The organism is Chryseobacterium sp. IT-36CA2, from assembly GCF_949767875.1.
Taxonomy (GTDB): Bacteria; Bacteroidota; Bacteroidia; order Flavobacteriales; family Weeksellaceae; genus Chryseobacterium.
In genome coordinates, this window is record NZ_CATKPG010000020.1 from 578,833 (window position 1) to 599,397 (window position 20,565).

The 20,565-nt window shown below is 36.6% G+C and carries 16 protein-coding genes; 12 read left to right on the top strand and 4 right to left on the bottom strand.

The annotated features are described in order from the left end of the window. Nucleotide 1: 1 nt before the first annotated feature. A complete protein-coding gene (gene glgB, locus ACM6F9_RS10020; protein WP_414845576.1) occupies nt 2–1,948 on the bottom strand; it encodes a 1,4-alpha-glucan branching protein GlgB in 1,947 nt (648 codons plus the stop codon). A gap of 200 nt (nt 1,949–2,148) precedes the next feature. Between glgB and ACM6F9_RS10025 the strand changes: the two genes are divergently transcribed. From ACM6F9_RS10025 to ampC, 9 genes are all read left to right on the top strand, one after another. Next, a complete protein-coding gene (locus ACM6F9_RS10025; RefSeq protein ID WP_414845577.1) occupies nt 2,149–3,270 on the top strand; it encodes an alpha/beta hydrolase-fold protein in 1,122 nt (373 codons plus the stop codon). Between the two features lie 72 nt (nt 3,271–3,342). Next, nucleotides 3,343–4,758 carry a leucyl aminopeptidase family protein gene (locus ACM6F9_RS10030; RefSeq protein ID WP_414845578.1) on the top strand — a complete coding sequence of 472 codons (1,416 nt, stop codon included), beginning with the start codon at nt 3,343–3,345 and terminating at the stop codon, nt 4,756–4,758. Between the two features lie 141 nt (nt 4,759–4,899). Next, nucleotides 4,900–6,114 (top strand): ATP-grasp domain-containing protein, encoded by a 1,215-nt coding sequence (locus ACM6F9_RS10035; protein ID WP_414845579.1) that lies wholly within the window; start codon nt 4,900–4,902, stop codon nt 6,112–6,114. A 188-nt stretch (nt 6,115–6,302) separates the two neighbouring features. Further along, nucleotides 6,303–7,016 carry an alpha/beta hydrolase-fold protein gene (locus ACM6F9_RS10040; protein WP_414845580.1) on the top strand — a complete coding sequence of 238 codons (714 nt, stop codon included), beginning with the start codon at nt 6,303–6,305 and terminating at the stop codon, nt 7,014–7,016. 56 nt (nt 7,017–7,072) lie between these two features. After that, entirely contained in the window at nt 7,073–8,026 is a 954-nt protein-coding gene (locus tag ACM6F9_RS10045) for an ATP-grasp domain-containing protein (protein WP_105701364.1), read from the top strand. Between the two features lie 31 nt (nt 8,027–8,057). Then, nucleotides 8,058–9,179: a carboxylate-amine ligase gene (locus ACM6F9_RS10050; protein ID WP_414845581.1), complete on the top strand. Its 1,122-nt coding sequence runs from the start codon at nt 8,058–8,060 to the stop codon at nt 9,177–9,179. Between the two features lie 33 nt (nt 9,180–9,212). Further along, nucleotides 9,213–10,046 carry a type 1 glutamine amidotransferase gene (locus tag ACM6F9_RS10055; protein ID WP_414845582.1) on the top strand — a complete coding sequence of 278 codons (834 nt, stop codon included), beginning with the start codon at nt 9,213–9,215 and terminating at the stop codon, nt 10,044–10,046. A 132-nt stretch (nt 10,047–10,178) separates the two neighbouring features. Further along, nucleotides 10,179–11,363, top strand: a complete 1,185-nt coding sequence (locus ACM6F9_RS10060; protein ID WP_414845583.1) for a hypothetical protein — start codon at nt 10,179–10,181, stop codon at nt 11,361–11,363. Nucleotides 11,364–11,688: 325 nt separating this feature from the next. Further along, nucleotides 11,689–12,858 carry a class C beta-lactamase gene (gene ampC, locus ACM6F9_RS10065; RefSeq protein WP_414845584.1) on the top strand — a complete coding sequence of 390 codons (1,170 nt, stop codon included), beginning with the start codon at nt 11,689–11,691 and terminating at the stop codon, nt 12,856–12,858. A 49-nt stretch (nt 12,859–12,907) separates the two neighbouring features. Here ampC and ACM6F9_RS10070 read toward each other — a convergent pair whose 3' ends face one another. Together ACM6F9_RS10070 and cphA are read right to left on the bottom strand one after the other, a co-directional pair. Then, complete coding sequence (locus tag ACM6F9_RS10070; RefSeq protein ID WP_414845585.1) at nt 12,908–14,326, bottom strand: tetratricopeptide repeat protein; 1,419 nt, start codon at nt 14,324–14,326, stop codon at nt 12,908–12,910. A 171-nt stretch (nt 14,327–14,497) separates the two neighbouring features. After that, complete coding sequence (cphA, locus tag ACM6F9_RS10075) at nt 14,498–17,128, bottom strand: cyanophycin synthetase (RefSeq protein WP_414845586.1); 2,631 nt, start codon at nt 17,126–17,128, stop codon at nt 14,498–14,500. A 201-nt stretch (nt 17,129–17,329) separates the two neighbouring features. On the opposite strand from cphA, the gene ACM6F9_RS10080 reads away from it, so the two are divergent. The 3 genes from ACM6F9_RS10080 to ACM6F9_RS10090 all read left to right on the top strand — a co-directional run bounded on the left by ACM6F9_RS10080 (nt 17,330) and on the right by ACM6F9_RS10090 (nt 19,615). Next, a complete protein-coding gene (locus ACM6F9_RS10080; protein ID WP_414845860.1) occupies nt 17,330–18,217 on the top strand; it encodes a cyanophycinase in 888 nt (295 codons plus the stop codon). A 219-nt stretch (nt 18,218–18,436) separates the two neighbouring features. Continuing rightward, a complete protein-coding gene (locus ACM6F9_RS10085) occupies nt 18,437–19,279 on the top strand; it encodes an isoaspartyl peptidase/L-asparaginase (protein ID WP_414845587.1) in 843 nt (280 codons plus the stop codon). A 99-nt stretch (nt 19,280–19,378) separates the two neighbouring features. Beyond that, on the top strand, nt 19,379–19,615 hold the full coding sequence (locus tag ACM6F9_RS10090; RefSeq protein ID WP_105682092.1) for a YtxH domain-containing protein: 237 nt from the start codon (nt 19,379–19,381) through the stop codon (nt 19,613–19,615). Nucleotides 19,616–19,730: 115 nt separating this feature from the next. Here the strand turns inward: ACM6F9_RS10090 and ACM6F9_RS10095 are convergent, their stop codons facing one another. Continuing rightward, entirely contained in the window at nt 19,731–20,522 is a 792-nt protein-coding gene (locus ACM6F9_RS10095) for a class I SAM-dependent methyltransferase (RefSeq protein WP_414845588.1), read from the bottom strand. Nucleotides 20,523–20,565: the final 43 nt, after the last annotated feature.

The window sequence follows — 20,565 nt, forward strand, 5'->3', positions numbered from 1 at the left end:
TTTATCTCTTGTGTTTAATTCTGTGTAATTTATACTTTTTATCTTTCTTCTGTCGTAAAATAATTCCCGCTAATGGCGGAAGTTTTAAGGTCATTGTTTTTGGATATCCTCTCCATTCTTCGTATTTCTCCTCCAATATTTCAGGTTCTACTCCGCTTCCGCTGTATTTTTCATTATCGGAATTTAAAACAACTTCCCAATGTGTTCCTGCAGGAATCCCGATTTTATAATCCAAAACTTTGGGTGCCAGATTTAAAATAACCATCAATACATCGTCCTTTCTTTTCCCTTTTCTCAAATATACATATACTGAGTTTTCCAGATCATCTGCTTCAACCCATTCAAAACCATGTTTATCAAACTGATTTTCATAAAAGGCTGTTTCTGATCTGTACAGGTGATTCAGCTCTTTTACAATTTCCTGCATTCCCTTATGAATAGGATATTTCAGCAAATGCCAGTCGAGGCTTCTTGTAAAATTCCATTCACTGGTCTGCCCGAATTCATCACCCATAAAAAGCAGTTTGGCTCCCGGGTGGGTATACATATAGACATACAAGGCACGCAGATTGGCAAATTTCTGCCATTCATCACCTTTCATTTTATAGATCAGACTTGCTTTTCCGTGTACGACTTCATCGTGTGACAAAGGCATCATATAATTTTCATTATACATATACATGGAAGCAAAGGTCAGTTTATGATGATGAAATTTCCGGTTAGGAAAATCTTCTTTGAAATAATCCAGTGTATCATGCATCCAGCCCATCATCCATTTCATTCCAAATCCTACACCGCCGTCATGAACGGGTTTGGTAAGCATGGGAAAATCTGAACTTTCTTCAGCAATGGTCATAATACTATCTCCAAATTCTTTATAAACGGCTGTATTAAACTCCTGAAGAAAGGCTTTTGCTTCCAGGTTTACATTATCTCCATATATATTAGGTTCCCATTCGCCTTCATTTCTGGAATAATCAAGATGAAGCATTGAAGTTACTGCATCTACACGCAATCCATCTGCATGATAACGATCCAGCCAAAACATGGCATTCGAAATCAGAAAAGATTTGACTTCGTTTCTTCCGTAATTGAAAATATGTGATTTCCAATCCGGATGAAATCCTTTTCTTGGGTCTTCATGTTCATACAGATACGATCCGTCAAAACGGTGAAGCCCGTTAGCATCTCCCGGAAAATGAGATGGAACCCAATCCAGAATAACACCTATTCCGTTTCTATGAAGTTCATCAATAAGAAACATAAGATCCTGTGGTGAACCAAAGCGTGATGTTGCTGCATAAAAACCTGTAATCTGATATCCCCAGCTTGGCTCGTAAGGATATTCCATCACAGGCATAAATTCCACATGGGTAAATCCCATATCTTTTATATAAGGAACCAGTTTTTTGGCAATGTCTCTGTAATTTAAAAAACGTTGGGGCTGATCTCCCTCTCTTACCCATGAACCCAAATGCATTTCATAGACTGATATGGGAGCTTCAAGCTTATTTTTTTCCCAACGGTTGTCCATCCATTCCTGATCATCCCATTCATACCATGTTGTGGAAACCAAAGATGCCGCCTGAATATTCTGTTCCCAACTTAATGCATAGGGATCACTTTTCTCCAGAATTTCGCCTCTTGGTGTTTCAATAGCATATTTATATAATGTACCCCAGGTTAATCCTTCAATAAATCCTTCCCAAATCCCGGATTCATCCCATCTTGGAAATAAAATATGATCTTTATGATTCCAGTTATTAAAATTTCCAATTACAGAAACTTTTTTTGCATTGGGCGCCCATACTGAAAAATAGATTCCCTTTACGCCATCTTTTTCCGCAGAATGTGCTCCAAATTTACCGTACAGCTTATAATGTCTACCTTCTTTGAAAAGATACACATCATGATCGGTGAAAAGCGTGTAGGTTTTAACAGAATTCATCAAGATCAGTTTATATTTATAATTTCTTTGAAACTACGAAAAATACTGATAATAGCGGTTAATTATCCATCAAATAATTATCAATATCATTTCGTGTTTTGTCTTTCTATCAAATATATCATTTTTTACCTCACATTTTTATGATTTCAAAACAATCTTTTTTTATAAATTTAGCATCACTATTTTATTAAACACATACGATGAGGTTTGAACTTTATACAGAAGAAAAAGACGACAGACCGGTATTTATCACCGGAAATTTCAATAGCTGGAATCCCAAAGATTACAATTTCCAGCTCAAACAGACAGATTCTTCCAATTATTTTATAGAAATTGAAGACCAGTTGCTCACTGACGAAATTGAATACAAATTCACAAAAGGAGGCTGGGAGAATGTGGAACTGGACCAGTATGGAAACATAACGCCCAACCGGAAAATAAAAAAATCAGCAGGTAAAACTTCCGACTCAGTGCAAAAATGGAGATTAAACTGGGGTCCATTCAAAGAAGAATACTATCCTATTGCAGAAGTTATTTCTGAAAAATTCTATATTCCACAGCTTGACCGCTACCGAAAGGTTTGGGCAGTTCTCCCTTATGACTATCATACCACCGACAAAAGTTACCCCGTACTGTATCTGCAGGACGCACAAAACCTGTTCAATGAAGGAAGCGGCTTTGGAAATTGGGAAATCGATAAAAAACTATCGATCCTTGCAGAATACGGCCGTGGAGATCTTATCATCATCGCCATAGAACATGGAAGCGAGGAAAGGATCAAAGAATATATTTTTGACAATGACCATGTGGCCAATGGTTCTGAAGGAAAAAAATACATCCGGTTTATCGCAGATACTTTAAAACCTTTTGTAGACGAAAATTACAGAACCAAAAAAGACCGCGACAATACCGGAATCGGAGGTAGTTCATTAGGAGCTCTGATCAGTATATACAGTGGATTTCTTTATCCGGAGGTCTATTCCAAGCTATTAATCTTCTCTCCTTCTCTTTGGGTAGAACCGAATAACAACTTCCCGATGATGAATTTCAGAGTTCCCTATAAGACAAAAATTTATCTTTATGGAGGAGCTCAGGAAGGCTCTAAAATGGTCAAAAGAATTCACATTTTTGAAGAATACCTGAAAAGATGGGAAGAGAAAAAGCTTTTTGATTTTGAATTTAAAACCAATATCAATCCTGAAGGTACCCACAATGAATTTTACTGGTCACAAGAGTTTCCGAGAGCTATTGAATGGCTGTTTTATGACAATACTGAAAATCCTGTAGAAGTAAAACCACAACAACAAAGTACTAAAAGCTAGAGACATAAAATTACTGAAAGAAACTTTAAAACAGCAATGATTTGTGATCTTAGAAAAATATAACATCTATTTATGAAACTAATCAATAAAAAAAACAAAAATTATACGCAGGTTTTCCATCTATTCACCGAAGAAGAATGGACAAAAACCAGTAAAAATTTCAATAAAAACATTTCCACTTTCTTCACAGGAAAGAAATATGAAGTCTTTGTGAATGCTCATGAAGAAGGAATTACCTATTTCATTGGACTAGGAAAGTCTACCTTACAAAATTTCGAAATCCAGCAGGTTGCAGCTAAATTTTCACAGACACAGAAAGAAAAACTGCAGGCAGTCCCTACATTAGCCCTTGCCGATTTTTTGAATGAAAAACAGTTTGAAGAATTTGTAACAGGACTTCTGGCAGGAACTTACAACTATCCTTTTGATAAAAAACATACTTTCTGGAATGTAAAATTTGAATTGCATTTTGAAAATTTAAGCCAGAAAAAATTAGACCATATCAGCCAGAAAACAGAAGCTTTGATTAATGGGCAGACTGCCTGCCAGGAATGGCTCAACAAACCTGCCAATCTAAAAAGGCCGGATACCTTGAGTACCTATCTTAAAAATCTGGCTAAAAAACATGAATTAAAATATACCGTTTTTAACAGAAAGAAATGTGAGGAACTTGGATTAGGAGCTTATTTAGCTGTTAATCAAGGAAGTGCTTATGATGCCGCTTTCACTATTTTAGAATATAAAACTACGGTTAAAAATGCCAAAACTTTCGGACTGGTAGGAAAATGTGTATTGTTTGATACGGGAGGAATATCTATTAAAAGTTCTGCCAATCTTCACTATATGAAATCTGATATGGGAGGTGCTACAGCTGTTATAGGAGCTCTAATTTATGCCGCTGAAATGCAGCTTCCGGTGAATATTATTGCCGTACTTCCTATTACAGACAATGCTGTTTCAGAGAAAGCCCTGCTTCCGAGTGATGTGATTACAGCCTACAACGGAAAAACCATTGAAGTACTTGATACTGATGCTGAAGGCCGATTGATTCTTGCAGACGGACTGTCTTATCTTTCTAAAAACTACAAAACAGACTTTCTGATTGATCTGGCTACCTTAACGGGAAGCTCAGTAAGAATGTTTGGAGACACCTGCGCCGCTATGTTTTCCAATAATGAAGAATTGAAAAACAATCTGATTAAAACCGGAGATCTAACTAACCAGAGAGTTTGGAATCTTCCTTTATGGGATGTCTGGAAAGACGATATTCAATCCGATGTAGCAGATATTAAAAACATCTCTTTAAAACCGATTGGAGACTGTATTATTGCCGCAAAATTCTTAGAGCAATTCATTGAAAGCCACCCTAAATGGGCACATTTGGATATTGCCGGAGTAGCCTTTGGGAATGTAGGCTATGCCAGGGAAAAAGCAGCAACAGGTTATGGGGTTCAACTGCTCGTGAATTTAATTGAAAATTATCACTAAAAATTAGTTTTTTACAAAAAAACTCTGTATACTTGATTAGTGGATTTTCAAAAACTCACAATATTGTATTTTTTACTATTAATAAAATAATAAATAAATGCTTTTATTTTTGAAAATTCACTAAATCTTAAAAAACATTATATGGAGAAGAAAACGATTGTGTGTATTTCGTGCTATTACAAGGGCTACGATTTTATGGACGAAATGAAGAAACTCGGCAATAAAATCATCCTCGTAACTTCGGAAAACCTCAAAGAAAAGGATTGGCCCTGGCATGCCATTGAAGAAACCTTTTATATGCCTGAACTTAAGCCATCTGTATGGAATCTGGAACATTTGATTCAGGGATTTTCCCACCTGATGAAAACCAGAAAAGTAGATGCTGTAGTGGCTTTGGATGATTATGACGTAGAAAAAGCTGCGTTAATCAGAGAAACATTCCGTATTCCAGGGATGGGACAAACTACACACCGATATTTCAGAGACAAACTGGCCATGCGCCAGAAAGCAAAAGATTCCGGGATCAGTGTTCCTGAATTTACAGCGGTATTTAATGATGATGAAGTGAATGAATTTACAGACCGAGTTCCTTCACCATGGGTACTGAAGCCTCGCTCTGAAGCTTCCGCATCAGGAATCAAAAAAATCACATCCAAAGAACAGCTTTCTGAGGCATTAGAAACATTGGGCGAAGAACGTCATCTTTTTTTACTGGAAAGCTTTAAGCCCGGTGACGTTTACCATGTAGACAGCCTTACTTTTAATAAAAAAATTGTATTCACTTCCGCTTCGAAATACCTTGCTCTTCCTATGCAGGTTTCCCATGAAGGCGGAGTATTCAGATCCAAAACTTTAGGCAGATATTCTGAAGAATTTAAGGCATTAGAAGAAATCAATGCCAGCGTACTTTCCAATTTCGGACTGATTAATGGCGCGACCCATACCGAATTTATCCGTGGAAAAGAAGACGGAAAATGGTATTTCCTGGAAACTTCTTCAAGGGTTGGCGGTGCTCATATTCCTGATTTGGTAGAAGCTTCAAGCGGTATTAATATCTGGCGAGAATGGGCTAAGATTGAAGATGCTCTTCTGAGAGGTAATGATTATAGTGTTTCACCTCCTACAGGATACTATTCCGGGTTGATTGTAGCACTTATTAAAGATAAAGAACCAAACTACAGCAGCTTTGAATGTGAAGAAGTTGTAAAATTCCTTCCAATAGATTATCACGTCGGGATTGTTTATAAATCCAACGATGCTTCCATTGTACAGGATAGGCTGGATGCAGCAGCAGAAATAATTCACGCAGATATGCTGAATATTTTACCCCCAAAAAGCACCAAGCTTAGCTCCTAAATACTGATATTCAAAATATTATTAAATTCATAATATATTATCTGCCAGAAAAATCCATTCTGAAACGTAATTTAGAGAAAATAAATTTTTGAAAATAGCAAAGTAAATTATCAGCTCATTAATCAGTCTGGAGGAATTGAATTTATCAAATTAATATCAATGCAATAGTAAAATTAAACACAAAAAAAATGCCTCATATAGAACATACAGATTATTATTCAAACATATTGGGAACAAGTCTCAAGGTAGAAGTGACCGGACATTATGGTCATCCTATCATTATGTTTCCAACTTCTCAGGGACAATACACCCAGAACCATGATTTTCATCTTAATGGAAGTATCAACTGGTTTGTAGAGCAAGGAAAAGTAAAACTTTACAATGTACAAACCATTGATAGCTGGAGTTTTTATGATGACAAAATATCTCCTCAACAAAGAATAAGAAACTATGAACGGTATGTACAGTTTCTGATCAAGGAATTTGTGCCTTACATTCAAAAACTTCATAAAACCCATCGTGTAGCTGTAGCCGGAGCAAGTTTCGGAGGATATCATGCTGCCAATTTTGCATTCAGGTTTCCTGATGTGGTTTCCCATCTGTTTTGCCTTTCCGGAGCCTTCAGCATAAGAAATTTTATGGATGGCTATTCTGATGATCTGGTATATTTCAACTGTCCTAGGGAATTTATAAGAAATGATGAAGCCTGGAAATACAAACACATGCATATTGTCCTGAGTACTTCTGATCAGGATATCTGCAAAGAAAAAAATGTAGAAATGGCAGAAATCTTAAGGATAAAAGGTATTGACTTCTGGTATGACGAAAGAAAATGGATAGGCCACGACTGGCCTTTGTGGAGGATGGTCTTCCCAACCTTTATAGGAACATTCTTCTCCTAAAAACAATAAAAAAGACAAATAGAAAAAAATATACATCCATCTTAAAAACAAAAATTATGACAAAAAAAGTAGGAATTCTTTTCGGTATGGAAGACACATTTCCCTGGGCATTTATAGACAAAGTAAATGAGCTTGGAGGTGGAGAAATTGTGGCTGAACCCGTTAACATAGACAAACTGGAACAGGGTGCAGATTATGGATATGCAGTGATCATCGACAGAATTTCACAGGACGTTCCCTTTTACAGAGCTTATCTTAAAAATGCTGCACTTAACGGAACTTATGTAATCAACAATCCGTTTTGGTGGAGTGCTGACGAGAAGTTTTTCAACAATGCCCTGATGTCTAAACTGGGAATTCCGCTTCCTAAGACTGTTCTGCTTCCTTCACACGAAAGGCCGGACAACACTTCGGAAACTTCATTCAGAAACCTGAAATTTCCTCACGACTGGGAATATATCTTCAATTACGTTGGATTTCCAGCTTATATGAAGCCTCACGACGGAGGTGGCTGGAAAAGTGTTTACAGAGTAGAAAACCCGGATGATCTTTGGAACAAACTAGGCGAAACGGAACAACTGGTAATGATGGTACAGGAAGAAATTGTTTTTGATGACTACTACAGAGTGTACTGTCTGGGCAGAAAATATGTTCACATCATGCCTTATGAACCGAGAAATGCTCCTCATTTGAGATATGCCACTACCCACCAGACACAAGGAGAAGAACTTGAAAAACTACTGAAAACTATTCATGATTATACCATTAAAATGAATGAAGCTTTGGGATATGATTTCAATACAGTAGAATTTGCAGTAAGAGATGGTATTCCTTATGCTATTGACTTCTGCAACCCGGCTCCGGATGCTGACAGAAATTCTGTAGGAGAAGAAAACTTTGCATGGATCATAGAACACGCAGCAAAACTGGCTATAGAAAAAGCTAAGGAATATGTTCCGGGGAAACCTAATATTGCCTGGGGAACCTTTGTGAAAGATTCCATCAAATAACATTGAAAAAAATTAAAAAACACAAAAATAAATGCATCATCAGTTTACTATTGGAATTGAAGAAGAATATCAAATCATTGATGTTGAGAGCAGAGATCTTGTTTCTCACGTTTCGAAAATCATTGAAGGTGGCAAAGCTGTTTTAAGTGAAAATTTAAAGCACGAAATGCACGAATCCATGATTGAAATGGAAACGGGCATCTGCCAGAATATTCAGGAAGCCAGGGCAGAATTAACGAATTTAAGACGTCATCTTATTAATACCGCCCATGAGCAGGGACTTCGTGTTTCCGGAGGAGGTACTCACCCATTTTCACACTGGTCAGACAACAGTATCACTCAGGGAGAAAGATACATCAAGATTGTGGATGACATGGGAGATGTGGCCCGTGAAAATCTTATTTTCGGTCTGCATGTTCATATTGGAATTCCTAATCGTGAAGAAGGTGTGAGAATTCAGAATGTCATGCGTTATTTTCTTCCTCACGTATATGCCCTTTCTACCAATTCACCATTCTGGATTGGAAGGTATACAGGTTTTAAATCGTACAGACAGGAAATTTTTGTAAAATTCCCAAGAACCGGTATTCCGAGTTATTTTAACTCTCTGGCAGAATTTGACAGCTATGTAGATCTTCTGGTAAAAACAGGAACCATCGACAATGCAAAGAAAATCTGGTGGGATCTGCGCGTTCACCCGTTCTACCCTACGATTGAATTCAGAATCTGCGATATGCCGTTGAGAATTGATGAAACAGTATGTCTTGCCGCGATCATGCAGAGTCTCGTTGCTAAAATCTATAAACTTCACCAGCAGAATCTGAGCTTCAGAAGCTACAGGAGATTGTTACTGAACGAAAATAAATGGCGTGCTTCCAAAAGCGGTATCGAAGCCCATCTGATTGATTTTGGAAAAGAAGAATCTGTACCTTATCCTCATTTATTAAAGGAACTTTTAGAGTTTATTGATGATGTGGTAGACGATTTAGGCTGCCGTCATGAAGTGGAATATGCATGGAAGATCCTGGAAAACGGAACCGGTGCAGACAGACAGCTTCAGATCTTTAAAGAAACAGGTGATCTGACGAAAGTCGTTGATTATATGATCTCTGAAACGGAGTATGGTATAACACATGGTGAAACCGCTTCATAATATTTTTGGTAACTTTGCAAAAAATATGATGTAATGAAAGATATTCGAATTGCTCTGCTGGACATGAATAACAACCATGTAAATCAAGGTTTTAGAAACATTAAAGAGATTTCCGAAGCTTTTCAGCAGAACTCTGAAGAAAATGTTGTCATCAAGACATTTGATGTGAGATTTAAGGATGAAATGCCGGAGATTGGAGATTTTGATATTTTCATTTCTTCAGGAGGTCCGGGGAACCCGCATCGTGAAGGTCTTGCCTGGGAAGACAGATTTGCCCATTTTTTAGATTCTGTTTTTGAGCATAATAAATACAGTGAAGATAAAAAATACCTTTTCCTGATCTGTCATTCATTCCAGCTGGCAAGTATCCACTGGAACCTGGGAAATATCTGCAAAAGAAAGTCTTATTCTTTCGGAGTAATGCCTGTTCATAAAACTGATGAAGGCAGAGAAGAGTTTTTATTCAAAAATCTTCAGGATCCTTTTTATGCAGTAGATTCCAGAGCTTACCAGTTTATTGAGCCGGATCATGACCGTTTTGAAGAGCTTGGAATGACTGTTATGGCCATCGAAAAGTTCCGTCCTCATATCAATCTGGAAAGAGCGATAATGGCGGTTCGTTTTTCGGAGGAGATATTCGGAACACAGTTTCATCCTGAAGCGAATCCTGAATCTCTGATTGAAAATCTCAAAGATGAAAAAAACAGAGAAGCCATGATTGAAAACTTCGGAATGGAAAAATATCTTGAAACGATGGACAGAATCGATGATGAAGACAAAATCATTCTAACCAGAAATCAGATCCTTCCGAGATTCCTTCAGTTTGCAAAAAAAAACATTTTGAAAGAAGCTGAATCTTTGGTTTAAAAGGTTGGAAGCTGAAAGAAGGATGCTGGAAGTTATAATTATTTTAATACTTCTCTCTCAGCTTCAAACCTCCTTATTATAACAATCGGGCAGAAACGCCCGATTTTTTTAACATCACAAAAGAAAAAAAATATGATCCCAAAATACAGAAAACAATACAACCAGGAGTTTTCGGAGGAAAAATACAATCAATTAAAAGATATATTGCTGCAAAAAGGAGGGATAGCTCCCACTTTCAGAGTTTCAGAAAGTCCTATTTTTCTTACTAAAGAATTCGAAAGTAAGCTTATAGATGCCAGCGAAAGTATCATCAGCCAGATTAAAGCAATGCCGGAAGAATTACTTCAAAAGGCGATCCCTGATGACTGCAGAGTTCCTAATGATACCAATCAACCTCATTTTTTTACCATAGATTTTGGAATCTGCAAAAGTGAAAACGGAAAAATAGAACCTCAACTGATAGAACTTCAGGCATTTCCTTCTTTATACGCTTTCCAGAAAGTATATGAAGAAACTTATTGTGAGGTCTATCCTTTTCTTTCAGAAATCAAAAATCCGATGCCTCATGACACCTTTAAAAACTATTTGAAGGAACTGATTGTAGGTGATGAACATCCTGAAAATGTAATTCTGCTTGAAATTTTCCCGGAAAAACAGAAAACAGCCATTGATTTTGCCCTAACAGAAAAATTGCTTGGAATAAAAACAGTATGTCTTACCAAAGTAAAAAAAGAAGGCAGAAAGCTATATTATGAAAATGATGGAAAGCTAACAGAAATCAAAAGAATCTACAACCGTGTAATATTTGACGAACTTGATAACATTCCTGATCTTGTTACAGAATTTGATTTCCGTGAGGAAGTTGATGTAAAATGGGTAACCCACCCTAACTGGTTCTTTAAAATATCAAAATTCCTTTTACCTTTATTGGAGCATCAGTTTGTTCCTAAAAGCTATTTTCTACATGAGTTTCCGGAACATGAAAATCTTGAAGATTTTGTATTGAAACCGTTATTTTCATTCGCAGGAAGCGGAGTTAATTTGAACCCTACAAAGGATATCACCGATGCAATTCAGGATAAAGAAAACTATATTCTGCAGAGAAAGGTATCTTATGAGCCTATTTTTGAAGATATCAATGGAGAATTCTCAAAAGCAGAGATCCGTTTGTTGTATATTTGGCGGGAAAATGACGAGCGCCCTATCCTCTTGGAAAATCTGGGAAGAATGACCAAGGCCGCTATGGTAAATGTGGATTTTAATAAAAAAGATGCCATTTGGATTGGAAGCTCGAATGCTTTTTTTGCAGAAGGATAAGATTCATTTTTAATGATCATTTTGAGATAAAATAGACTTCGGCTGAACCTTTGGTTCAGCCGAAGTCTATTTAGCATATACCACTTCACCATCACCTCTTTTTTAAGGATAAAATTCTTTCAGGTAATTCTTTCCTAGCAGTTCCCTACTATTTCAAACGCTCTTCAGCATAATTACAAAACACTAATTATCAACAAAATAAACCATTGTAGTGCAATTGTAGTAGAGATAATATTGCAAATTTCTCTTACTTTCGCTTAAAAATTTTCCAGAAATTTCTCTTGGTAAATAGTAGTAAAAAATTCAATTATAAAATTTAAAAATTATGCGAAGTTTAAAAACAATTTCTGTTTCGGTATTATGTTTATCTTTTTTGTCAAGCTGTAACAATCCCAAGAAAGCGGATACTTCAGATCTTAATAATTATTTGGAGGCTCTGGTGAAGCCTGTCATGGAGAAAAATGAAATTCCAGGGTTAGGTATTGCCATAACAGTAGATGGTAAACATACATTTTTCAATTACGGATTAGCTTCAAAAGCTGACCAGATAGAAGTTACCAATAAAACGTTATTTGAGCTGGGTTCTGTAAGCAAAACATTCACGGCTACTTTAGCCAGTTTATCACAAGTGAACGGAACACTTAACTTATCTGACCCTGTGAGCAAATATATGCCCGAAATTAAAAACACCGCTTTTGACAAGATAAAACTTTATAATCTTGGAACGCACACTGCTGGTGGATTTACATTGCAGTTACCTGATGAGGTGACTACCAATGAACAACTCATTAATTATTACAATACATGGAAACCAGATTATCCGGCAGGCACACAAAGAATGTATACCAATCCGAGCATTGGTTTGCTAGGTGTTATTGCTGGAAAAACATTTAAACAGCCTTTCGCCAACGCAATGACCCAAAATGTCTTCAATAAAATGGGTTTGAATAATACTTTTTATGAAGTACCGGCTGAAAATATGAATCAATATGCATTCGGTTATAGTAAAAATGATGAACCGATCCGTGTAAATCCCGGAGTTTTGGCAAATGAAGCTTATGGAGTGAAATCATGCACGCAGGATATGATTACGTTTGTGGATGCCAATATGGGAATTGGAAATATTGACAGCAAATTATCTGCGGCCATAATGAATACGCATACCGGCTATTTTAACACTTCGGAAATGACTCAGGATCTTATTTGGGAACAATATAATTATCCGGTAACACTGGAACAGCTTCAAAAAGGAAATTCCGCGGATATGGCCTTTAAACCTAATCCTGTAAAGGAAATCCTTCCACATCAAAAACCGAAACTTGATGTACTGATCAATAAAACCGGAGCTACCAATGGTTTTGGAGCGTATGTAATGTATGTTCCTTCGAAAAAAATTGGTATCGTCATTCTTGCCAATAAAAATTATCCTAATGCTGAAAGGATTGACATTGCGTATAAACTTTTATCTTATTTAGAAAAGTCTGAAAAATTATAATAAATCACAGTGAAATGTCTCAGAAATACCTGAGGCATTTTTATTTTATTTATAATTTTGAAACCCAGGTTCCTAAGTCCATATCAGCGGGTATTTCGAGTTTCTTCTTAAGTCTGTATTTTTTGGTTTCAACAGCTTTTAGGGTTACGTTTCCGCATTGTCCAATTTCTTTATTGGTAAGGTCAAGCCTTAAATAGGCGATAAATTTTATATCATGACTGGTCAATTCCGGATATTGTGAAGTCAGTTTTTCATAAAATTCAGGATACACTTCTTTAAATTTACTAATGAAAAAGGGATTATTCGAAGTAGCCATTTTGGACAGATCATCAATGGAAGTATCTACTTTCTTTTTCAGAATATCTGTTTCTATTATTTTTTCACTGATTATTTTCTTCTGATCTTCAAGCAGCTGATCTTTTCTTTTATTCCGTTTCCGAATCATAAATATTGCGGCAATAGATACAGCAGCAATACCGGCAATTGCAACAATAATGATATAGAGATTATTTCTCTCTTTCTCCTGTTCAATGGCAAGATTATTAACGACAGAAGCCACAGCTTTTCTTTCTCCAGACTGAATGCTGTCGTTGAGTTCCGTATATTTTGCCAGATATTCATTCGCTTTTGGAAGATCATGTAAAGCCAGATAAGTCTGATAGATCTTTTTATAAGTATCTATAATATCTGCACCACGATTTATTTTCAGATAGATGGGTAGAGATTCCTGATAATATTCAAGTGCCTTTTGATAATCTTTTTTCAGAGTATATAAGTTTCCACGTCTTGTTGCAATAGCTCCATAAGCGTGGAGTGAGCTGTTGTTTTCTACGGCTAATATAGATGCTTTGTTCAGGTAATATTCTACGGAATCAAGATGTTTCTTTTTAGATAAAAACTGCTCTGCAATTCTTACATAAATCTTAGGTTCATTGGGAAACTCTTTCAACCCTTTTTTCCGCATTGCATTAATAGAATCCGGCTGTTTTAAATCTTCAAAATTTGACCATTTCCAGATGTACACAAAAAACAAAGAATTTCTGTTCTCTTTTGTATCAGGAGCATGCTTAAGATATTCTATCGATTTATTGAGTTGAATATTTGATTGGCTATAAAGTCCTAAAAAAGCATAATTTCTTGCAATTTCATTACACAATCTGGCATTCAGCCCATTATTATTGACTAATTTAAGTTGCTTTTTAGCTTCATCAAGATAATGAAGGCTTTTCTGGTGCTCATCAAAGGTAGAAAGAGCATTAGCAATATTAATATTAGCTAAAGCCTCTCCCTCGGGGTTATCATGTTCTTTATAATACTGCAGTGCTTCTATATTGTATTGAAATACCTTTTCATATTCTCCTTTGTTTTTATAGATACTCGTGATACTATCCAGCTTTGCAGGAGTGTAGTATTGAGAATAAGACTGTACAGAAAAATAAAGAAAGAAAATAAAGAGTGCCTTTTTCATAAAAACCGATCGTACGGCAAGTTAATAATTTTTATTTTTTATCTCTTTTAAAAAAAGGTTAAAAGTATTTATAATGTATATTCAAATCAACTAGAGTGCCATAGGCATAAAAAAATTGCAATACGTTTTTCTATTTCGTATTGCAATTTTAATAAGTTGATAAAGATTTATTTACAGGTTTTTATCGTCTTCCAATAATTCCCTTGCCTGGTATTCCTGTACCAGATCAATAGCATTGGAGATAACATCACTCAAAGCTGTGATAAACGTACCTTCTTCTGCCATTCCCATAGCGTGTTTCAAGGCTTCTATTTCTTTAGGAATAATCTCGTAGCTTACATCTTTTCCTGCAGCCTGCATACCTTCAATAATCAATCCATTGATCTCTTCTTCGGTTCTTCCGCGAAGATGTTTTTCGTTTCTGATAATAATATGATCAAACATTCTTCCTGCAATCTTTCCACATTCTCTGATATCGTTGTCTCTTCGATCTCCCACACCGGAAATAATACCGATTTTCTTCGTAGATTCCACATTTTTCAGATAATCTTCAATAGCTTCGTATCCTGAAGGGTTATGGGCAAAGTCGATCAGAACTTTAAAGTTTTTGAATTTAAAAACATTCAGCCTTCCCGGTGTAAGCTGAGCACTTGGAATAAAAGTTCTCAAAGAGTTGGAAATATCTTCAATCCCGAATCCATAAAGGTAACTCGCTAAGCTCGCAGCCAAAACGTTTTCAATCATAAACCTGGCCTTTCCTTCCATTGTGATCGGGAAATCTTTGGCTTTTCCTATTCTGATTTTCCAGTCTCCTTTTTTAATAGTCACAAAACCTTCTTCATAAACGCAGGTGATTTTTCCTTCTTTCGCAAATTTTATGATATGAGGGTTATTTTCATCCATACTGAAGATGGCCACATTGGAATCAAGGTCATTGATGATCCTCATAGAATATTCGCTGTCTGCATTCAACACACTCCAACCGCTTTTCTTTACGCTGTCCAGCACGACACGTTTTACTTTGGTAAGATCTTTTAAATTGTGAATATCGTTCATTCCCAAATGATCTTCCTCAATATTGGTTAAAACACCGATATCACATTGCGAAAACCCAAGTCCGGAACGTAAAATTCCTCCTCTGGCTGTTTCCAGAACTGCAAACTCTACTGTAGGATCTTTCAAAATAAATTCTGCTGAAAGGGGTCCTGTAGTATCTCCTTTTGACAACATCGTATTTTGAATATAAATTCCATCCGAAGTGGTAAATCCAACTCTATATCCATTACTTTTTACAATATGTGAGATAAGTCTTGTAGTGGTTGTTTTTCCATTGGTTCCCGTTACGGCAATGATCGGAATTGTAAAAGGTTTACCCTGCGGATAAAGCATATCTACCACAGGAGCTGCCACGTTTCTAGGCAATCCTTCACTCGGAGCAAGGTGCATTCTGAATCCAGGTGCGGCATTTACTTCAATGATGGCACCACCACTCTCCTTTAACGGCTGAGTAAGATTCTCCGCCATCACGTCAATACCACAGACATCCAATCCTATGATTTTAGAAATTCTTTCAGCCATTGTGATATTTTCCGGATGCACCATATCTGTTACATCAATGGATGTACCGCCGGTTGAAAGATTAGCAGTTGACTTCAGATACACTATTTCTCCTTTTTGAGGAACTGTTTCCAGTGTATACTGAAGTTTATCAAGCAACTCCAGAGTATCTTTATCTACCTCAATCTCGGTAAGGACATTTTCATGGCCATATCCTCTTCTTGGGTCTTTATTTTCTTTTTCAATTAACTGCTGAAGATTCAGTTCACCATCTCCCACAACATGGGCTGGAACTCTTCTTGCTGCAGCTACCATTTTATTATTGATAACCAGTATACGGAAGTCGTAACCTGTAATATATTTCTCAACAATTACTTTTCTTGAATATTTTTGGGCATGCTCCAGACCTATTTTAGCCGCTTCCAATTCATTGACATTAATGGAAGAGCCTTTTCCGTGATTTCCATCCAAAGGTTTTAAAACAATCGGATAGCCAATTTTCCTGATCACAGCATTTAATCCTTCTTCATCTACCACTAAATCTCCTATCGGTACAGGAATAGCCGCATCGTGAAGCATTCTTTTGGTCAGTTCTTTATTACAGGCAATATCTACAGCAATAGAACTTGTCTTTCCTGTAATAGTAGCCTGAAACCTTTGCTGATTCACTCCATAGCCCAGCTGTACCAGGGAATTTGTCCCCAGTCTGATCCATGGAATTCTTCTGGAAGCCGCTTCTTCTACAATACTTCCTGTAGACGGTCCCAAACGTACACGTTCCCTGATTTCCTTTAAGCGATGAATACATGCATTCAGATCATAATCTTTCGCTTCTATCAGAGCTTCTGCAATTTTTACAGATTCTTCTGCAGCATAGATCCCTGCATTTTCTTCGATATAATTAAATACCACATTATACACTCCCGGAGTCTTTGTTTCGCGGGTTCTTCCAAACCCTACATCCATTCCCGCCAGGGTTTGTATTTCCAAAGCAATATGCTCAATGACGTGTCCCATCCAGGTTCCTGTTTCCACTCTATGGAAAAAGCCTCCTTCCACTCCTTCTGAGCAACGGTGGGTAATCAATGAAGGAATTAATTTTTCAATCCTTTCCCGGAAACCTTCTATTTTATTGGTAGGATAATCCTCCATTTCTTCCAGGTCTAACCTCATCTGTATCAGCTTCTTTCTTCTGATGCTCCAGATGTTAGGACCTCTTAGTGCCTGAATCTTTTCGATTTTCATAGTCTATTGGCATTTTAACATTTAATAATAACTCCTTTCATAGTCAAAGATAATGTAAAACCCTAAACGAAACCATAGTAGATTTAAAGATTTGTTAAAAAAAAATTAATTTTAATTAACATTCTTAAAACATTAAAAATCAATTAAAGATGGCACGAAATTAGCCAATGAATGTGAATTATTTTTTAATTTTGTACAATGATGAAACCTGTTGGAAAATTAATAGTTATCGGAGGCGCTGTAAACAAAGGCAGTTTTGCTGAAACCGATTATGATCAGAATATTGAAAAGAATCTTAATTTTTTTGAGCGTGGGATCTTACGAAAGATCATCAACGAATCTAAACTTAAGGAAAATTCTGTCATCGAAATTGTTACCACAGCCTCTCAAATCCCTCAGATTGTAGGCACTGAATATAAAAAAGCATTTGAATTTCTTGGTGCTAAAAATGTAAACGTTCTCGACATCCACAACCGTGAAGAGGCCAATTCTGATGCAATGGTAGCCAGAGCCAACGCTGCTGATGTCATGATGTTTACCGGAGGAGATCAGCTGAGGTTGACTTCTATTCTTGGAGGAACAAGATTTCATGATACCGTTTTATTAAAATATCAGGAACAGGATTTTATCTATTCGGGAACTTCTGCGGGTGCTGCTGCTGCTTCTGAAAACATGATTTATCAGGGAAGCAGTTCTGAAGCTCTATTGAAAGGAGAAATCAAAACCACTCAAGGATTAGGTTTGATCGATAACGTCATTATTGACACCCATTTTGTACAGCGAGGAAGAATCGGACGTCTTTTTCAGGCAGTCGTAAACAACCCAAGAACGCTGGGAATCGGACTGGGAGAAGATACAGGTCTTTTCATTCATAATGATGTAATGACAGCTGTAGGTTCAGGTCTTGTTATCTTAGTAGACGGAAGATTTATTAAAGATACCAATCTAACGAATATTAACCTTGGTGAACCGATCTCTATTGATAATTTGACCGTACATGTCATGTCTATGAATGATCATTATGATCTTACAACAAAGACATTAACGATTGAAAATTCACAGTTTAATCCGATACCACAGGATAAGTAATACGGCCTACAGGGTTTTGAGATTCGGGGTGTGTGCAGAGTGCATGCTTTTGATATTTTATAAATAACCAGGATTCAATTTTCGAAAACGATAAACTCGAAATCCCGAAACACAGAACCCGTATTAATAAAATCCTTATCTTTTCTTCCTATTAATAATCGGGATTCGTATTATTGACAATAATAAATACAGAACTCCGAATAAGAAACCATATCTACTATGAAAATCATTATCCACGGCGGTTTTTTCTCTGAAAGCGACCAAAGTCATGAAGTAAAAACAGCTAAACAGGACTCTTTAAAAGAAATTGCCCAAAAAGCTTTTGACTATCTTAAAACACATTCCGCTTTTGATACTGTTGCATACGCCGTTTCACTGTTGGAAAACGATCCATTATACAATGCTGGAATCGGTTCTCAAATTCAAAGTGACGGTGTTATCCGCATGAGTGCTGCCATTATGAACGGAGACACTCAGAAGCTAAGCGGTGTGATCAATATTCAAAATGTACAGAATCCTATTTTTGTGGCCAAGGACCTTATCAACGAAGATGACAGGGTTTTAGGAGGAAATGGTGCCAAAATTTACGCTACGGAAAATGGTTTTGAGAATTTTTCTACAGAAATTCCCCAGAGAAGAAAAGAATATGAGGCTAAGCTTGCCAATGGCGGAAAAGGAACAGTAGGCTGTGTTGCTATTGATCATGAAGGAAAACTGGCTGTTGCTACATCTACAGGAGGAAAAGGTTTTGAGATTCCCGGGAGGATTTCTGATTCTGCCACAGTGGCCGGAAATTATTCCAATGCTTTCTGTGCAGTAAGCTGTACCGGTGTGGGCGAAGATATTGTCAGCAATGCCACCGCTGCAAAAATTGTAACAAGAGTTACTGACGGTATGAATCTTCAAGAGGCTTTCAGCAAAACATTTGATGAGCTTAAAACTATTGATGGATTCGCAGGTGCCATCGCTATTGATAAAGCTGGAAATGTTTATCATCAGGATTCTTATCCTACTATGGTTTTCGCCAGTTTTGACGGGGAAAATTTCCAAGTCTTTTCTTAAATTTAACATTTTTTTATAAGTCCATTTATTTTTTTGGCACGTATTTTACATTATTCATAACAACAAATTTTAATATTAATACATAAAAAAATAGAAATCATGGGAAACAAAGCAAAAGGACTATTAGCTTTATTAGGTTTAGGTGCATTAGCTTATTGGAAATATAAGAACTCAAGCCCTGAAGATCAACAAGCTGTAAAAGATAAGATCAATACTGCAAAGGATAATCTTAACAAATGGGGAAATGACCTTAAAAGCAAAGCTAATGATGTTGCTTCCCAGGTTCAGAACAAAGTAGACGAAGCCAAAACAAAGGCTGAAGATTCTCTGAGCTAATTAACAAGAGCAGTTTTTTTAACATTCATATATAGGAAAAAGTCATCGTAATAGCACTACGATGACTTTTTATTTTAATTTAAATCGTTCAGATATTGATCTGCTTCAATTAATTTTACTTTTTCTGTGCTGCTAATGCATACACGAGAGGTACTTTATTTCCAAACTGTGAAATTCTCCATTTTCCTGTTTCAAATTCTTCTACATGTCTGAAGGATGGGTATGGTGACCAGTCAAATTCTCTGAAAGTATTCAGCTGTAAATCTTTTTTAATCAAATTATCAAGAACTTCTGCTACAGAGTGATTCCACATTACATATTCCTGTACGATAGGCGCAGACTGATCTGCATAAGTTCCTTCGTACGTTTCAACAATTGGCTTTTCATTGAAGTAGTTGTAAGCCACTTTTGTAAAGTCATCATCAAACATCCAAACAACAGGATGAAATTCTGCCATAATAAACTTTCCTCCCGGTTTTAAGAAATGATCAATAACCCCAGCCCATTTTTCAAGATCAGGAAGCCATCCAATAGTACCATAACTTGTATAAACGATATCAAATTTCTTATCCAGAACATTCGGTAGATCATATACATCCGAACAGATGAATTCTGTATCCGTACCACATTTTTGTGCAAGCTCTCTGGCTGTATGAATGGCTTTGTCGGAAAGATCTATTCCGGTAATTTGAGCGCCCATTCTTGAGAGAGAAATGGAATCCTGTCCAAAATGACATTGCAGATGCAGAATAGTTTTCCCTTCTACCTCTCCAAGAAGTTCCAGCTCTATGGAGTTCAGAGATGTCCTTCCTTTTAAAAATTCATCTACAAAGTAGAAATCCGATTTCAGATGGGGCTCTACTTTGGCATTCCAAGATTCTTTGTTTATTTCTAAGTAATTTTCCATGATTTTAGTTTAAAATTATATTAGTTTTCCTATCTCTTCAATT

Coding starts and splice junctions, on each gene's coding strand:
- glgB (WP_414845576.1), bottom strand. CDS start 1,948: ATGAATTCTGTTAAAACCTACACGCTTTTCACCGATCATGATGTGTAT.
- ACM6F9_RS10025 (WP_414845577.1), top strand. CDS start 2,149: ATGAGGTTTGAACTTTATACAGAAGAAAAAGACGACAGACCGGTATTT.
- ACM6F9_RS10030 (WP_414845578.1), top strand. CDS start 3,343: ATGAAACTAATCAATAAAAAAAACAAAAATTATACGCAGGTTTTCCAT.
- ACM6F9_RS10035 (WP_414845579.1), top strand. CDS start 4,900: ATGGAGAAGAAAACGATTGTGTGTATTTCGTGCTATTACAAGGGCTAC.
- ACM6F9_RS10040 (WP_414845580.1), top strand. CDS start 6,303: ATGCCTCATATAGAACATACAGATTATTATTCAAACATATTGGGAACA.
- ACM6F9_RS10045 (WP_105701364.1), top strand. CDS start 7,073: ATGACAAAAAAAGTAGGAATTCTTTTCGGTATGGAAGACACATTTCCC.
- ACM6F9_RS10050 (WP_414845581.1), top strand. CDS start 8,058: ATGCATCATCAGTTTACTATTGGAATTGAAGAAGAATATCAAATCATT.
- ACM6F9_RS10055 (WP_414845582.1), top strand. CDS start 9,213: ATGAAAGATATTCGAATTGCTCTGCTGGACATGAATAACAACCATGTA.
- ACM6F9_RS10060 (WP_414845583.1), top strand. CDS start 10,179: ATGATCCCAAAATACAGAAAACAATACAACCAGGAGTTTTCGGAGGAA.
- ampC (WP_414845584.1), top strand. CDS start 11,689: ATGCGAAGTTTAAAAACAATTTCTGTTTCGGTATTATGTTTATCTTTT.
- ACM6F9_RS10070 (WP_414845585.1), bottom strand. CDS start 14,326: ATGAAAAAGGCACTCTTTATTTTCTTTCTTTATTTTTCTGTACAGTCT.
- cphA (WP_414845586.1), bottom strand. CDS start 17,128: ATGAAAATCGAAAAGATTCAGGCACTAAGAGGTCCTAACATCTGGAGC.
- ACM6F9_RS10080 (WP_414845860.1), top strand. CDS start 17,330: ATGAAACCTGTTGGAAAATTAATAGTTATCGGAGGCGCTGTAAACAAA.
- ACM6F9_RS10085 (WP_414845587.1), top strand. CDS start 18,437: ATGAAAATCATTATCCACGGCGGTTTTTTCTCTGAAAGCGACCAAAGT.
- ACM6F9_RS10090 (WP_105682092.1), top strand. CDS start 19,379: ATGGGAAACAAAGCAAAAGGACTATTAGCTTTATTAGGTTTAGGTGCA.
- ACM6F9_RS10095 (WP_414845588.1), bottom strand. CDS start 20,522: ATGGAAAATTACTTAGAAATAAACAAAGAATCTTGGAATGCCAAAGTA.